Origin of the sequence: Nesterenkonia sedimenti (assembly GCF_012641515.1) — a bacterium.
Classification (GTDB): domain Bacteria; phylum Actinomycetota; class Actinomycetes; order Actinomycetales; family Micrococcaceae; genus Nesterenkonia; species Nesterenkonia sedimenti.
In genome coordinates, this window is the sequence record NZ_JABAHY010000004.1 from 1 (window position 1) to 15,271 (window position 15,271).

General features: G+C 63.9%; 13 protein-coding genes. 5 read left to right on the top strand and 8 right to left on the bottom strand.

The genetic code is table 11. From position 1 onward, the window contains the following. The 7 genes from HGQ17_RS05590 to pdhA form a co-directional block, all read right to left on the bottom strand. A partial coding sequence (locus tag HGQ17_RS05590) for a hypothetical protein (protein ID WP_168886996.1) occupies positions 1 to 398 on the bottom strand: 398 nt, incomplete at its 3' end. 475 nt (positions 399 to 873) lie between these two features. Then, complete coding sequence (locus tag HGQ17_RS05595) at positions 874 to 1,752, bottom strand: 3-hydroxyacyl-CoA dehydrogenase family protein (protein ID WP_168886997.1); 879 nt, start codon at positions 1,750 to 1,752, stop codon at positions 874 to 876. After that, positions 1,749 to 2,540: an enoyl-CoA hydratase/isomerase family protein gene (locus HGQ17_RS05600; RefSeq protein ID WP_168886998.1), complete on the bottom strand. Its 792-nt coding sequence runs from the start codon at positions 2,538 to 2,540 to the stop codon at positions 1,749 to 1,751. Before HGQ17_RS05600 ends, HGQ17_RS05595 begins: the two co-directional genes overlap by 4 nt. A gap of 29 nt (positions 2,541 to 2,569) precedes the next feature. After that, on the bottom strand, positions 2,570 to 3,772 hold the full coding sequence (locus HGQ17_RS05605; protein WP_168886999.1) for an acetyl-CoA C-acyltransferase: 1,203 nt from the start codon (positions 3,770 to 3,772) through the stop codon (positions 2,570 to 2,572). Between the two features lie 94 nt (positions 3,773 to 3,866). After that, positions 3,867 to 5,225: a dihydrolipoamide acetyltransferase family protein gene (locus tag HGQ17_RS05610; RefSeq protein WP_168887160.1), complete on the bottom strand. Its 1,359-nt coding sequence runs from the start codon at positions 5,223 to 5,225 to the stop codon at positions 3,867 to 3,869. After that, positions 5,222 to 6,259, bottom strand: coding sequence for an alpha-ketoacid dehydrogenase subunit beta (locus HGQ17_RS05615; RefSeq protein ID WP_168887000.1), 1,038 nt, complete (start codon positions 6,257 to 6,259; stop codon positions 5,222 to 5,224). The genes HGQ17_RS05610 and HGQ17_RS05615 overlap by 4 nt, the downstream gene beginning before the upstream one ends. After that, a complete protein-coding gene (pdhA, locus tag HGQ17_RS05620; protein WP_168887161.1) occupies positions 6,259 to 7,461 on the bottom strand; it encodes a pyruvate dehydrogenase (acetyl-transferring) E1 component subunit alpha in 1,203 nt (400 codons plus the stop codon). Before pdhA ends, HGQ17_RS05615 begins: the two co-directional genes overlap by 1 nt. 240 nt (positions 7,462 to 7,701) lie before the next feature. On the opposite strand from pdhA, the gene HGQ17_RS05625 reads away from it, so the two are divergent. Beyond that, positions 7,702 to 8,166 (top strand): Lrp/AsnC family transcriptional regulator, encoded by a 465-nt coding sequence (locus HGQ17_RS05625; RefSeq protein WP_324615199.1) that lies wholly within the window; start codon positions 7,702 to 7,704, stop codon positions 8,164 to 8,166. A gap of 85 nt (positions 8,167 to 8,251) precedes the next feature. Beyond that, entirely contained in the window at positions 8,252 to 10,366 is a 2,115-nt protein-coding gene (gene paaZ / locus HGQ17_RS05630) for a phenylacetic acid degradation bifunctional protein PaaZ (RefSeq protein WP_168887001.1), read from the top strand. Here paaZ and HGQ17_RS05635 read toward each other — a convergent pair. Beyond that, positions 10,363 to 11,328: an AraC-like ligand-binding domain-containing protein gene (locus tag HGQ17_RS05635; RefSeq protein WP_168887002.1), complete on the bottom strand. Its 966-nt coding sequence runs from the start codon at positions 11,326 to 11,328 to the stop codon at positions 10,363 to 10,365. The genes paaZ and HGQ17_RS05635 overlap by 4 nt on opposite strands. A 172-nt stretch (positions 11,329 to 11,500) precedes the next feature. Here HGQ17_RS05635 and HGQ17_RS05640 point away from each other — a divergent pair, with 172 nt between their 5' ends. The 3 genes from HGQ17_RS05640 to HGQ17_RS05650 all read left to right on the top strand — a co-directional run bounded on the left by HGQ17_RS05640 (position 11,501) and on the right by HGQ17_RS05650 (position 15,270). Beyond that, positions 11,501 to 13,063, top strand: a complete 1,563-nt coding sequence (locus HGQ17_RS05640) for a GMC family oxidoreductase (RefSeq protein WP_168887003.1) — start codon at positions 11,501 to 11,503, stop codon at positions 13,061 to 13,063. A 156-nt stretch (positions 13,064 to 13,219) separates the two neighbouring features. Continuing rightward, on the top strand, positions 13,220 to 13,780 hold the full coding sequence (locus HGQ17_RS05645) for an aldolase/citrate lyase/malate synthase family protein (RefSeq protein ID WP_168887004.1): 561 nt from the start codon (positions 13,220 to 13,222) through the stop codon (positions 13,778 to 13,780). Positions 13,781 to 13,845: 65 nt separating this feature from the next. Then, positions 13,846 to 15,270 carry an amidase gene (locus HGQ17_RS05650; RefSeq protein ID WP_168887005.1) on the top strand — a complete coding sequence of 475 codons (1,425 nt, stop codon included), beginning with the start codon at positions 13,846 to 13,848 and terminating at the stop codon, positions 15,268 to 15,270. Position 15,271: the final 1 nt, after the last annotated feature.

Here is a 15,271-nt window from a genome sequence, read left to right on the forward strand (position 1 = left end):
TCCTCTCGGTGAATGAGTGGTGTGGTCTCGACTGCGGTCTTGCGCAGTTTGGCGAGGTCGATGGCCCCGGCGCGGAATGCTTTCCAGAACTTCGGCAGATGCTCGCGCACGTATTCAGCGGAATTGAGGATGGCGGTAGCGGTCTGCTCCGTGGTTTCTAAGAGCAGGGCGGCGTGCCGGTTGGCCTCGTGTGCGGTGGCTCTGCGGTAGTGGATGTGGTCCCGGGCGACTTCCCGCTGGCGGTCTTCGCGGTAGTCCAGCAGGCGGATGATCTGGCGGGCTGTTTCTCGCCGGATATTGATGGTGTGGTGATGGGCAGCAGCAAGTGCTGGCTCATGCATCAGATGAGCCACACGCTCCGGTACCTCCGGGCGGGGGAACTGCTGGTCATCCTTCATAAAACCCACGCTACCCCTGGGGGCGGACATGCCCAGATACCAGGCAAATCCTCTGTCTGGGACCACTTTCTATATCCATAAAACCACTGTAGGTGGAGGGGTGGACATGCTCATGTTCCAGTTCCGTGTCGAGAAGTTCCACCTGAGATAGCGTGAAGAGATATAGGTCGGTTGATGAATGCAATGTACTTGAGGTGAATCAGGCGAAGAAAGAGAGACAAGGGCTAGATTCGACCGCGCGCAAATGCGTTGGCTGGGCAGTGGCATGCTTCGTTCTGGGCATCGCAATGACGGTCAGTGCCCCGTACTTGCTGGAGGCTACGGGGCTACCCTATGCAACCATGGGGCTGGTTACTCCACTGCAGCTGATGTTGTTCCCGATCGGCGCGGTTCTAGTGGGGGCGGCTGTGATGATCCAGTGGTTCCGCCGAAACCTCACGGTTCGGGCAAGGCGGCAGTGACTCCCGGCCGGCTATCAGTCGTAGGTGTAGAAGCCCTTGCCTGATTTCCGGCCAAGCTCGCCGCGGGCGACCATATCGCGCATCAGCTGCGGAGGTTCAAAACGGTCACCCAGGGTGGAGTGCAGGTACTCCGCAATTCCCAAACGCACATCCAAACCGACGATATCGGTCAGAGCCAAGGGGCCGATCGGGAACTTATATCCCAGCACCATCGCGTTGTCGATATCCTCCGGCGCGGCCACGCCCTCCTCGACCATCCGGATCGCCTCCAGGCCGATGGCAACGCCCAGTCGGGAGGAGGCGAAACCGGGAGCGTCATTGACCACAACCGGGGTCTTCCCCAGTGCCTCGACCCAGCTCCGGGACTTCTCCTCCAGCTCCGAGTTGGTCTGTTCCGCAAGTACAACCTCAACCAGCTTCGATGCCGGCACCGGATTGAAGAAGTGCAGACCACAGAACCGATCAGGCCGCTGCAGCTGCTCACCGAGCTTGCTGACCGAAATCGAGGAGGTATTCGTCGCCAACCAGGCGCCCTCGCCCAGCTGTGCCTCGGCCTTCTGCAGCGAGGAGACCTTGATCTCCCACTTCTCCGGCACAGCCTCAACCACCAGCCCACAGTCGGCGAAGACTGCGTAATCAGTCGAGGTGCTCAACCGAGCCGTCCACTCCTCAAGGGAGCCGGAAATCTTCCCGCGGTCCAAACTCGCCTGAAGATCACCGGATATCCGCGCAGCAGCTGCCTCGGCGGCGTCGTCGTTGATCTCTACGACCACAACCTCAGGGACACCAGCCACCAGGAACGCATGGGCGATGCCGGCCCCCATCCGACCGCCACCGAGGACACCGACCCGAGTGGGAAGCTGTGCAGACTGGGTAGTGACTTGCTCGCTCATTGAGAGGGGGACTCCTTCTGCTTCTTCCGGTCGAGGAATGCCTGCATACGGTCGAACTTCGCCTGAGACTCAAACAGGATGGCCTGGGCCAGATTGTCCACATGGGGGTGGGCCTCCCTCGGCATTGCGAATACCCGCTTGGAGACCTGAACGGCCAGCGGATCCTGTTTGGCGATCCGGCCGGCGAGCTCTTCAGCTGCAGCGAGGAGATCCTCGGGTTCATGGATAGAGGAGACCAGCCCATGGGAAAGAGCCTCCTCAGCCGAGAGGATACGCCCCGCAAGGAGAATCTCCTTGGCAATGGCCTCACCGGCGAGTTCCTTCAGCCGCCACAGCGCGCCGGCCGCGGGGATGATCCCCAGGCCGGTCTCGGGCTGACCCACTTTTACCCGAGGGGTGGCCAGGCGGAAATCTGCCGCCCAGGCCAGCTCGGCGCCGCCGCCCAGGGCGTAGCCGTCAATAGCGGCGATAACCGGCATCGGCAGCTTCGCGATCCGGTCAAAGGCAGTGGAGTTGATCCCGCGCAGAGCATCATCACGACGACGCTCGCGCAGCTGACCGATATCGGCGCCGGAGGCGAAGATCCCCTTACCTCCAGCCTCAGTGCCCGAAAGGATCAGCGTCTTCGGGAACGCCTCCAGGTGGGCGCAGACCGCATGCAGCTCATCGATCATGGCCGCATCAATCGCGTTGCGCACCTCGGGGCGGTCAAGCTGGGCATGGAACCGGTTATCGGTCTCCGAGATGGTCAGCGTGCTGAAATCCTCGGGGTTGAGAGTCTGGCTCATCATTATCCTTCTTCGCTCCGGGCTCCGGCTCAGACCTTTTCCAGCAGCATGGCAGAACCCTGCCCGACACCGATGCACATGGTCGCCAGGCCGCACTGAATCCCGTCATCCTCCATCCGACGGGCCAGGGTCAGCACGATGCGGGCACCAGAGGATCCCAGGGGGTGACCCAGAGCAATAGCTCCGCCATCGGCGTTGACGATCTGCTCATCGAGGCCCAGCCGGCGAATAGTGGCCAGGGACTGGGTGGCGAAAGCCTCGTTGAGCTCAACGGCGCCGAGATCATCGAGGCTCCAGCCGGTGCGCTCCAGCACCTTCTCAGTGGCCGGGACCGGCCCGATCCCCATGATCTGTGGGGGAACGCCGGCGTTGGCGGAACCGGCAATCCGTGCCCGGGGCTGAAGTCCGTATTTCTCCACGGCGCGCTCGGAGGCCACGATCACCGCAGAGGCGCCGTCGTTGAGGGTTGAGGAGTTACCGGCGGTGACCACTGAACCACCCTTGACCACCGGGCGGAGCCCAGCCAGGGCCTCCAGGGTGGTTTCCGGGCGGGGGCCCTCATCAGTGTCGACCACGGTGACCTTTCCCTTGCGGCTGGTGATCTCCACCGGGGTGATCTCGCGGGTCAGGCGCCCCTTCTCAATGGCGGCTGCGGCCCGCTGCTGGGATTGCAGGGCAAAGGCGTCAGCATCCTCCCGGGAGATATTGTCCACCCGGGCGACCTCCTCGGCGGTCTCCGGCATGGAGAATGTGCGGCCCTCGTGTTCGAGGTGCTTCGGGTTCACAAACCGCCAACCGATCGAGGTGTCCACCACCTCGCCCGGCTTGGCGAAGGGCCTCTCCGGTTTAGCCATTACCCAGGGGGCCCGCGACATCGACTCCACACCACCTGCGACGACGATATCTGCGGCACCGGCGGCGATCATGTACTGAGCCTGAGCGATGGCGGACATCCCCGAGGCGCAGAGCCGGTTGACGGTGATCCCCGGGACAGTGTCCTCATAACCGGCCAGCAGCCAGGCCATCCGGGCCACATTGCGGTTCTCCTCGCCGGCGCCATTGGCGTTGCCGAAGATGACCTCATCCACCTCGGCGGAGGGGATCCCGGCATCCTCAACCACAGTGCGGATCACCAGGGCAGCGAGGTCATCGGGGCGCACTGCGGAGAGTGCCCCACCGTAGCGTCCCACGGGAGTGCGGGTTCCAGAGACGAGATAAGCAGCTTCTGCCACGGCAGGGGACCTCCGATTTACTGACCGATCGTTCACTAATACCCTCTTAGCCTGTCACGAAGGGGCTATGAGGTCAATCACACAGACTGGCTGCTCAGAGATCAGCCAGGGCCGCGCCGGGGTTCTCCATACAGGTGGCCACATAGTTCAGGAAGCCACCTGCTGCCCCGCCGTCACAGACCCGATGATCGAAGGCGATGGTCAGGGTGGTGACCTTCCGGACGGCCAGCTCCCCATCGACAACCCAGGGGCGGTCGATGATCCGCCCGATGCCCAGGATCCCGGCCTCGGGGTGGTTGATGATCGGGGTGGCCCCATCGGAGCCGAAGACCCCGTAGTTATTGACGGTGAACGTACCGCCGGAGAGCTCCTTGCCGGTGAGCTTGCCCTCCCGGGCGGCGTCGGCCAGACGGCGGATCTCGGCGTTGAGCTCCCGAGCTGAGCGGCTGTGCGCCTCACGGACCACCGGAACCACCAGCCCGGTATCGGTCTGAGCTGCGAAGCCGAGGTTGATCCCCTCCAGCTGGATGATCTCCTGGCCGGAGCCGGTGTCCTCGATCCGCGAGTTCAACTCCGGGTAGCGCCACAGCCCGGCCACCACGAACCGTGAGAGGAAGGCCAGCACTGAGGGAGCCTGACCCTCCGCGGCCTTGAGGTCACCGCGCAGCTGAAGCAGCTTGGTGACATCCACGTCCTGCCAGACGGTGGCCTCAGGGATCTCAGTGCGAGACTGCGAAAGCTTGGTGGCGATCGCCTTGCGAATACCTGCCACCGCGACCCGTTCCCGCACCGGCAGGCCGGTGTGGGAGTCAGCGCCCGCCGGTGCTGCCTCAGTGGTTGGGTTGCTCGGCTCGGCTGCAGCGAGGATATCGGCGCGCATGATCAACCCGCCGGGGCCGCTGCCGGTCAGCGAGCTGAGATCAATACCCTGTTCGCGGGCCAGTCGCCGCACCAGGGGAGAGGAGACCCGCGGTGCCTTGGTCTGTTTCGGTTCAGCCGTCTTCTGCGCGGTGACGGCAGGGGCCGGCTGGGCGGCACGTTCACGACGACGACGGCGCCTGCGGCCATTTGACTCGGAGGTCCCGTAGCCGATGAGAACGTTGCCGGAGCCCTCGGAGGACTCCTCTTCGGCAGGCACTGCAGTCCCGGCTCTTTCCTCCTCCCGGTAGGACAGTGCCCCGGCATGGCCATTGGTGTCGTTCGCGTCGTCGTTGGCTGTGGTGACGGTGATCAGGGGCTTGCCGACCTCTAGGGTTTCGCCGACCTCCCCATGCAGGGTCGCAACAGTTCCCTCGAAGGGGCAGGGGACCTCGATGGCGGACTTTGCAGTCTCCACCTCGGCGATGGGCTGATCGACGGCGACAGTCTCGCCCTCGGCCACCAGCCAGCTCAGCAGGGTCGCCTCGGTGAGGCCTTCGCCCAGGTCAGGCAGATTGAAGGTGGTCATGCTCAGTCCTCCCACTGCAGTTCGTCGAGAGTGTCAAGAATGCGGTCGACATCCGGCAGGTGGTGCTCCTCCAGCTTCGGCGCCGGATAGGGGATATCGAAGCCGGTGACCCGCAGCACGGGGGAGGACAGCGAGTGGAAGCAGCGCTCCTGGATCCGGGCGGTGATCTCACTGGCCACAGAGGCGAAACCCTGAGCCTCAGCGACGACGACGGCGCGGCCGGTCTTTTCCACGGTGGCCTGAAGTGCGGCGTCATCGAAGGGCACAATGCTGCGCAGATCCAGAACCTCGGCGGAGATCCCATCCTCGGCAGTTGCTTCAGCGGCCTTCAATGCGGTCGAAACTGAGGGGCCGTAGCTGATGATGGAGACATCGGTGCCCTCGCGCACGATCTGGGCATTGGCCTCGGCGCCGATCCGCCGGCTGCTGGTGCCGGATTCGTACTCAGCGCGCAGCTCCGAGAGGTCCTCGGCCTCCTTGGACCAGTAGAGTTTCTTCGGTTCGAAGAAGACCACCGGGTCCTCGGAGTCGATGGCCTCTCGCAGCATGAGGTAAGCATCGGCCACGGTGGCTGGGGTGAAGACCTTCAGGCCCGGGGTGTGGGCGTAATAGGCCTCCGAGGAGTCACAGTGGTGCTCCACACCGCCGACGCCGCCGCCATAGGGGATGCGGATGACGATCGGCAGCCGGACGTTGCCGCGGGTGCGGTTGGCCATTTTGGCGATATGGCTGAAGATCTGCTCCAGGGAGGGGTAGGCGAAGGCGTCGAACTGCATCTCGATTACCGGGCGCATCCCATTGATGGCCATACCCACGGCGGTGCCGGCGATTCCGGACTCGGCCAGGGGGGTGTCGAAGCAGCGGTTCTCACCGAAGCGTTTGGTCAGCCCATCGGTGATCCGGAAGACTCCGCCGAGGGTGCCGACATCCTCGCCGAAGACCACCACGGAGGGGTCGTTCTCCATGGCGTCAGACATGGCGGTGTTCAGGGCAGAGGCGAACGACGTCGTCGTGCTCTTGGTGGCTGTAGTGGCGCTCATCAGGCGTGGCCTCCCTCTTCGGCGCGGGTCAACTCATCGGCCAGCTGATCGCGCTGTTCATGCAGCTGGGCGGTGGGCTCGGCATAGACATGCTCAAAGAGCTCCAGGGGATCCCCCTTGGGTTCAGTGGTCATGGCCTGACGCAGGGAGGCGGCGATCTCCTCGGCCTTGGCGGAGATACGCTCCTCGGTGGCCTCGTCCAGCAGGCCCTTATTGGTCAGGAAGGTGCGCATCCGCTTCAGGGGGTCCTTGCGCTTCCACTGCTCGACCTCTTCGGAGTCGCGATAGCGGGTGTCGTCATCGGCGTTGGTGTGGGCCTGCATCCGGTAGGTGGTGGCCTCCAGCAGCAGGGGCGTGGAGTTCTCCCGGGCGAGATGGACTGCCCGGCGCAGGGTCGCCAGGACTGCGACCATGTCATTGCCGTCCACCTGCTCACCGGCCATGCCGTAACCGATGGCCTTATGGGCCAGGGAGGGGGCAGCCGACTGGCTGGACAGCGGTACCGAGATGGCATAGCCGTTGTTCTGCACGAAGAAGACCACCGGGACCTCGAAGACCGCCGCGAAGTTCAGTGCCTCGTGGAAGTCGCCCTCACTGGTGGCACCGTCACCGCACATGGCCAGGACCACAGTGTCCTCGCCGCGCAGTTTGGCCGCATGGGCGACGCCGACGGCGTGCAGCAGCTGGGTGGTCAGCGGGGTGGACATGGCCGAGACCTTGTAGTCATGCGGGTTGTATCCGCAGTGCCAGTCGCCGCGGAAGGAGACCATGACCTCCAGGGGGTCGACCCCGCGGGTGATCACCGAGACAGTGTCCCGGTAGGTGGGGAACATCCAGTCCTGGGTGCCCAGGCCCAGGGCTGCGCCGACCTGGCAGGCCTCTTGCCCGTGCGAGGAGGGGTAGACGGCCAGCCGGCCCTGGCGGACCAGGGCGTAGTTCTGGTCATTGATCCGGCGGCCGGCGACCAGGCCCTCATAGGCCTTCAGCAGCACATCATCCTCGGGAATGGGGTATTCATGGCCGGGGCCTGTGCCCTGCTCGGACTCGGAGATGAGATTGCCCTCGGGGTCCAGCATGCGGATCTGCTGCTGGGCCGGAAGCATGTACTGCTCCGGGGTGATGCCGAAGGAGCGGCTGGCCTCGAGAATACGTGATGCCTGCTCAGCCTTCTGGTGCCCCGGCTCGGGTGTGGATGCCCCCATCGGGACGGTGACGTCTTCGGATCCCGCCTGGATCTCCGGTGATGGCGGCGGGGTGGTGCTCTCGGTCATGCTGCCTCCCAATCTGCACATGTGACCTGAACCATAGTTGCTCCTAGTGTGGATCCACCGGCGAGGCGTCCGCCACATTCGGCAGAAATTGCAGACTTTATCTTTCTGTCAGCTGGATTGAGTGGACGAATTGCTGAAATTGGTTGTGATTTCGGTGGTAGTGTCCAAACTGTGAAAACTCTGGACTCCACTGATCACGCGATTCTGGCCGCACTGAGCCGGGATGCTCGAAAATCTGTCACCGCCATCGCCGAGGAGTTGCACCTCTCGCGGGCCAATACCTATGACCGGATTGCCCAGCTGAGGTCGGCAGGGGTGCTGCAGGGCTATACCGCGCGAATCGACGCTCGGGCGGCCGGCCTGGAGACTGCCGCCTATGTCTTCCTGACCCTGAAGCAGGATGACTGGGAGGTGGTGCGCAAGACTCTGGCCGATGAGCCTGCAGTTCGGCACCTCGCCCTGGTGGGCGGGCAGTACGACGCCGTGCTGCTGGTCAGGACCCGCACGGTGGAGGAGCTGCGTCGGGTGATCTTCGAGCGGATCCAGCCCCTGCAGTGTGTGCAGAGTACGCAGACTGCGCTGATCTTCGATGACCACACCCAGCACCTGCATCCGATCCCGGGTGATGCACTGTGACCTGCAGCACGGTAGGATGCTCATAAATACTGACCGATCGGTCAGTAGATGATGTGTCCGGCGACGGAGAGGTAAGGACGCCCCCATGACTGCTGCCACCACAGAGACCACAACCCAGGCACCCATTCTGCCCAGCTATATCGCCGGGCAGTGGTGGACCCCCAAGACCCCGAAGAAGATCGCAGAGGTCCATGACGCCTCAACCGGTGAGGCCGTCTGCCGGATCAGCACCGATGGGCTCGATGTGGCCGGGGCTGTCGAATACGGGCGCATCGTCGGTCAGAACAACCTGGGAAAACTGACCTTCCACCAGCGGGCACTGCTGCTGAAACAGCTGGCCCTCTACCTGGGTGAGCATAAAGAGCCCCTCTACGAGCTCTCGGATAAGACCGGGGCTACCCGCAAGGATCACCTCATCGACGTCGACGGCGGCATCGGAACTCTCTTCGCCTACTCATCCAAGGGGCGCAAGGAACTGCCGAACTCCAATGTGGTCATCGACGGCGAGGTCGAACAGCTCTCCCGCGACGGCAGTTTCATCGGTGAGCATATCTACACCCGGCTCACCGGTGTCGCCGTGCAGATCAACGCCTTCAACTTCCCGGTCTGGGGCATGCTGGAGAAATTTGCTCCCAGCTTCATCGCCGGAGTGCCGACAATCGTGAAGCCGGCCAGCCAGACCGCCTATGTCACCGAAGCCTGCGTGCGGATCATGGTGGACTCCGGACTGTTGCCCGAGGGCTCCATCCAGCTGATCTCCGGTTCGGCCCGTGACCTCCTGGACCATCTCGACTACCGGGACCATGTCGCCTTCACCGGTTCGGCCGATACCGCCAAACTGCTGCGCTCGCATAAGAACGTTCAGGAAGAGGGCGTGCGGTTCACCGCCGAGACCGACTCCCTGAACGCCGCCATCCTCGGCCCTGATGCCGGACCGGAGACCCCGGAGTTCGAGGCCTTCATCAAGGCTGTTGTCCAGGAGGTGACCGCCAAGGCCGGTCAGAAGTGCACTGCCATCCGTCGGACCATCGTGCCCAGTGAGCATGTCGAGGCTGTAGTCGATGCCTTGCGCCAGCGAGTGGAGTCCCGCGCGGTGCTCGGTGATCCCCGGGATGAGTCCACCACTGTCGGAGCGCTGGCCTCGAAGGACCAGCAGGCCGAGGTGGCCTCCGCGGTGCAGCGCCTGGTCGATGCCGGCGGTGAGCTCTGCTTCGGCGGGCCCCAGGCCGGCACCGGTTCCGCCGATGCGGAAAAGGGTGCCTTCTTCCCGGTGACCACTTTGAAGTTCAGTGATGCCCACACCCCGGAGGTCCACGAGGTTGAGGCATTCGGGCCGGTGACCTCAGTGCTGGGCTATGCAGATATCGACGACGCCGTGGAGCTTGCTGCCCTGGGCGGCGGCTCCCTGGTGGCCACAGTCTGCACTCACGATCCCGAGATTGCTGGGGCGTTCGTCCGCGGTATCGGATCCCACCATGGGCGGGTGCATCTGCTCGACCGCGATGACGCCAAGACCTCCACCGGCCACGGCTCACCCCTGCCGCATCTGGTCCACGGCGGTCCCGGACGGGCCGGCGGCGGCGAGGAGCTCGGCGGTATGCGCGGGGTCAAGCACTATATGCAGCGCACCGCCATCCAGGGAACCCCGGATCTGCTGACCGGGATCACCGGAGTTTGGCACCGGGGGGCGAAGGCCAATACCGCCACCCCGGAGACAGTGGCCTCCGGTGAGGCCGTCCATCCCTTCCGCAAGCCGCTGTCGGAGCTGAAGATCGGCGACCAGTTCGCCTCGGGTCTGCGCGAGGTCCGGCTGGAGGATATCGATGCCTTCGCCGAGTCCACCGGGGATACCTTCTACGCCCATACCGATGAGGAATCGGCCACCGCCAATCCGTTCTTCCCACGCCGGGTCGCCCATGGCTACCTCCTGGTCTCCTGGGCCGCAGGTCTCTTTGTGGAACCGGCACCGGGTCCGGTGCTGGCCAATACCGGTCTGGAGAACCTGAGCTTCATGACGCCGGTGACCTATGACGATTCCATCCGCGTGACCCTGACCGCCAAGCAGATCACCCCGCGCGAGACTGACGATTACGGCGAGGTCCGCTGGGACGCCGTGCTGCACAACCAGAACGACGAGATCGTCGCGACCTACGATGTGCTCACCCGGGTGGCCAAGGAAACCCCCGACTGGGCGAGTTAGGCCAGAGTCTGGCGGCGGTATTCGCTGGGAGTGGCGCCGAAGGCGTTCTTGAAGGACCGGGTGAAGCTCGAGGCGTCATTGTAGCCCCAGCGGGCTGCAATGACGCTGACCGGGCGTGAACGCTGACTGGGATCGCTGAGCTCAACCCGGCAGTGCTCCAACCGACGGTTGCGGATCCAGTCGCTGACTGTGGTGCCCTCATCGGCGAAGACATTCTGCAGGTAGCGCACTGAGACATGCAGCGCCTGGGCGACAGTGGTGACCGAAAGCCGCGAATCGCCCAGGTGTCGGTCGATAAAGCGCACTGCCTCAAGATAGACAACATCCCGGGTCGGGATCTCCTGGGCTGGGCGCAGCCGCGCCATCAGAGTGGCCTGAACCATCTGCAGCACTGCGGCAGCAGCGCGTGGATCCGGTGACATCTCCTCGGTCTCCAGCTGGGTGCTCAGCGTGCTCAACAGGGATGAGGTCAGCGCCCCCAGGCCGCTGCTGCCCGGGATCCGTTGTGCCACCAATGCGCGGGCCTGATCCTGGCTGATGCCCAAATGCTCATGAGGAACCTGGACCACAAAGATGCTGTAGGGCTCCCGGGAGATCACGTCATAGGGGCGAGTGGTGTCATAGACGACGAGGTCACCGGGGGAGAGCAGGGCCTCATTCTCATCCTGGCGGACCAGGCATTGGCCGCTGCGCTGCAGAGCGAATTTATAGACCCCGGGATTGCCTGCGGCGATGGCCTGTCGGCTGCGTTTGACGTGGGCTGCCTGGCCGCCGACCTCGGTCACTGTCACCAGACCCAGCGGCTGGGCGCGGAGGTATCCGTCGAAATGCTTGGGGTCAGCGGTGCTCACATCCAGGGGTACAAATGCCGAGCTGACTGCACTGTGCCAGGCGTCGAAACGGTCACCCGGGGCCAGCTCACTGCTGGAAAAGGACAGCGGTGCCAGGGACTGAACTGTCATACGAACCTGACCTCCTTCGATGTGAACTGCGCCCTATTGTCCCATGTTTTGTGACCCCAGCCACAGCACTGTGCGGCGGGCACAGAAGCATGCGTCAGCGGCCGAGAGTCCGGCGCCTCCCGGGGCGATCCTGGAGAGGTACATCACATTGTCCTTGGAAAGGGGAACCCCCATGACAAATGCCCAGCCCAGTGCGCAGTCCGACTCACATACCGATTTCCTGGTCATCGGGGCAGGATCAGCCGGCTGCGTCATCGCCCGTCGCCTCCTGGATGCCGGACACACCGTCCGGGTGGTCGAGGCCGGAGGTCAGGACACCAACCCCGATATCGACGACGTCTCCCGGCTCGGACTGCTCTGGGGCTCGCCCGAGGACTGGAACTACTTCACCGAACCGGAGCCGGAGCTGAACAACCGGAAAGTCCACATCCCCCGCGGCAAGGTCCTGGGCGGCTCCCACGCTCTGAATGCCACAATCTGGGTCCGCGGCGACAGCTGGGACTACGACTCCTGGGCAGAACAGGGCTGCACCGGCTGGTCCTGGGATGAGGTTCTGCCCTACTACCAGGCCATCGAGGCCTATGGCGACGGCGACCCCCATATCCGTGGGCAGGAGGGGCCACTGGATATCACCACCGACTACCCCCGGCACCCCATCCAGGCCAGCCTCTACGATGCGACCCTTCAGGAAGGCATCCCTGAGAATAAGGACTATAACGACGGCTCAGTCGAGGGTGTGGGCTGGATGCAGCTGAACATCCGCGATGGCCGACGCTTCAACACCTGGCGCGCCTATCTCAAACCGGTGGCCGATCACCCCAATCTCGGCCTGGTCACCGGAGCCCAGGCTCGGCGTCTGCTCATCGATTCCGGCACTGTCACCGGTGCCGAATTCGATACGCAGGGTCAGACCGTCACCTACACTGCCGATGAGGTCGTCCTCTCCTCCGGGGCTATCGGCTCCCCGGAACTGCTTCTGCGCTCCGGAGTCGGCCCCGCTGATCATTTGCGTGAGGTGGGGATCGAGGTTGAACTCGACCATCCCGGCGTCGGGCAGAATCTGCATGACCATCTGCTGGCCCCGGTGGTCTGCACCACGCAGGAACAGCTGCCGCCCCAGGAGGTCGCCGTCGCCCAGGTGCACTACTGGGCCAAGACCAGCGATGATCAGCCGGTTCCTGACACCCAGCCGATCTTCTTCTCTGTTCCTATGTACACCAACACTGCCGGGATGCTGATGGAAGGGCCCGAGGAGGGCTTCTCCCTGCTGGCGGGGATTGTCCGGCCTGCCTCCCGGGGATCCCTGACGCTCTCAGGGCCCAACCCGGAGGATCCTGTGCAGATCCGGCTGGGTGCCTACACCGAGAAATCCGATCTGGAGGCGATGCTCTACTCGCTGCGCCAGTGCCGGTCCATTGCCGCTCAGCCGGCCCTGCAGCAGTGGGGTGCTGAGGAACTCTTCCCAGGCCCGGATGTGGATGATTCTGATGAGGCCCTGGTGGAGTACATCCGCAATACCACCACGACCTATCACCACCAGGTCGGCACTTGCGCGATGGGAGTCGGTGAGCAGGCTGTCGTGGACCCCGAGACCCTGCGGGTGCGTGGGCTCAATGGCCTGCGGGTGGCAGATGCATCGATCATGCCCCAGGTGACGTCGGGGAACACTAATGCGCCCTCGGTGCTGATCGGGGAGAAGGCCGCGGCCGCGATCACCGGTCAGGAGCCCTTCTAGAGAAGTGCTGGTTATGGCGGATCTTTGAGATTCGCAAAGAAACGCGGATCTTTTCCTCAGTATCCCTGGAATCGGGGTTGTGGCCTGGCGAAAACTGGTGTTTGTCACCGATAAGGGACGAACCGATAACGGACCAGGAATCAAAGGAGATTCGCTATGACTATCACCACTGAGGAGACCTCACAGCAGACGGTCACGCTCGCCGGGCCGGAGGTTCCACGCCAGGCAGAGCTGTTCACCGCCGAGACTCTGGAGTTCCTTGCTGTACTGCACCGGGAATTCGGCCTCCGGGTGCAGGCACTCGGTGGTGGCGCCGCCTCCAAGAGCACAACCTGCAATTGGTCGCTGATGGTGGACCAGCACCTGGTGGAGCCCCCGAGCAGCTTCATCAGTCCCCGCCGGCTCTGCCGCACCCAGGACAAGGTGTTGAGCAACGGCGCTGCGATCTCCGCCGGCATCGTGGATTTCGGTCTGCATATCCAGCGCAATGCCCACCGGCTGCTGGCCGAGGGCCGCGCCCCCTTCGTCTCACTGCCCGGCACCGAGACCGAGGAGGAACTGCAGATCTGGCAGGAGCTCTTCGTCCGCACTGAGCAGTTGCTGGGACTGCCCGATGGGACTATTCGCGCCATCCACCTCGGCCCCGGGGAGCCGGATATGGACGATGACGAAGACGGTGAGGCCTCCAACGCCGAGATTCTGATCTCCCGTAGCTGATCTGTAACTTGGCCTGGGGTAGGTTGGCTCATATTGAGTCAAGGTTCCAAACCGGAGGTGCCCCCATGGCAGAACAGCTTCACTGGCCCGCCCAGCGACTCGCAGCCGCGATTGCTGCCAAAGAGCTCTCCGCACGTGAGCTGCTCGAGGCACATCTGGGGCAGATCGAGAAGGTGAATCCGCAGATCAATGCGGTGGTCACACTCGATGAGGCCGGTGCCCGGAAGCGGGCCGAAGCTGCCGATGCCCTAACCATCTCCGGAGAGCCGCTGCCGGCTCTGCATGGAATCCCGGTGACCCATAAGGACACCAATAACACCAAGGGCATCCGCACCACTTCGGGTTCACCGATCCTGAAGGACAATGTCCCCGAGTTCAACGACGTCATCATCGATCGGCTCCAGGCTGGGGGAGCGGTGACCACCGGGAAATCCAATGTGCCGGAGTTCGCCGCTGGGTCGCATACCTTCAACGAGGTCTTCGGCGCCACGAAGAACCCCTATGACCACAGCAAGAGCGCCGGCGGCAGCAGCGGGGGAGCTGCCGCGGCCATTGCAGCGCGGATCCAACCCGTAGGCGATGGATCCGACTACGGCGGCTCCCTGCGAAACCCGGGATCCTTCTGCAACGTCATCGGGTTCAGGCCCTCCGAGGCAGTGGTGCCCAAGGCCCCCTCGGCCAATGCGTGGAACTGGCAGGCGCGGGTGGGACCGATGGCGCGGGAGGTGGCCGATATCGCCCTGGTGATGTCAGTCATCGCCGGGGACCACCCCGAGCTTCCCTTCCCCACCCCGGTGGCTCCGCAGCGGTTCACTGAGCCCCTGGAGAAGGACCTCACCGGGATGAGGATCGCCTGGTCGCCTGATCTGGGCCTGGGCATCCCGGTGGAGAAAGAGGTCCTCGAAGTCCTGGAACGTCAGCTGGAGGTCTTCGAAAGCCTCGGAGCGCATGTGGTGGAGACCGCCCCAGACCTCAGCGACGCCGATATCGTCTTCAGCAATGGGCGCGCCCTGGACTTCGCCCTGCAGTTCGGGGACCTCGTGCGAAATCACCGGGAGAAGATCAAATCCGAGGTGATCTGGAATGTGGAGAAGGGCCAGGGGCTGACCGGTCAGGACTGGGTGGAGATGACCCTAGCCCGAACCCGCCTGGCACATAACGTCCAGAAGTTCTTCGGCGAATACGATGTGCTGGCCAGCCCGACCGTGCAGGTTCTGCCCTTCGATGTCGACGAGACCTACCCCACCACCATCAACGGTGTGGAGATGGAGAACTACCTCGACTGGATGCGCTCAGCCAGCGTCATCTCGGCCACGGGGATCCCTGCCATCTCCATGCCGGCCGGGTTCAGCAGCACCGGACTGCCGGTGGGACTGCAGCTCTCGGCCAACCACAACCAGGACTTCGAACTGCTCCAGGTAGCCCACGCCTTTGAACAGGCCACCGGCTTCGCCAAGGAACTCCCACCGTTCCTAGAGGGTGCCGAATAAG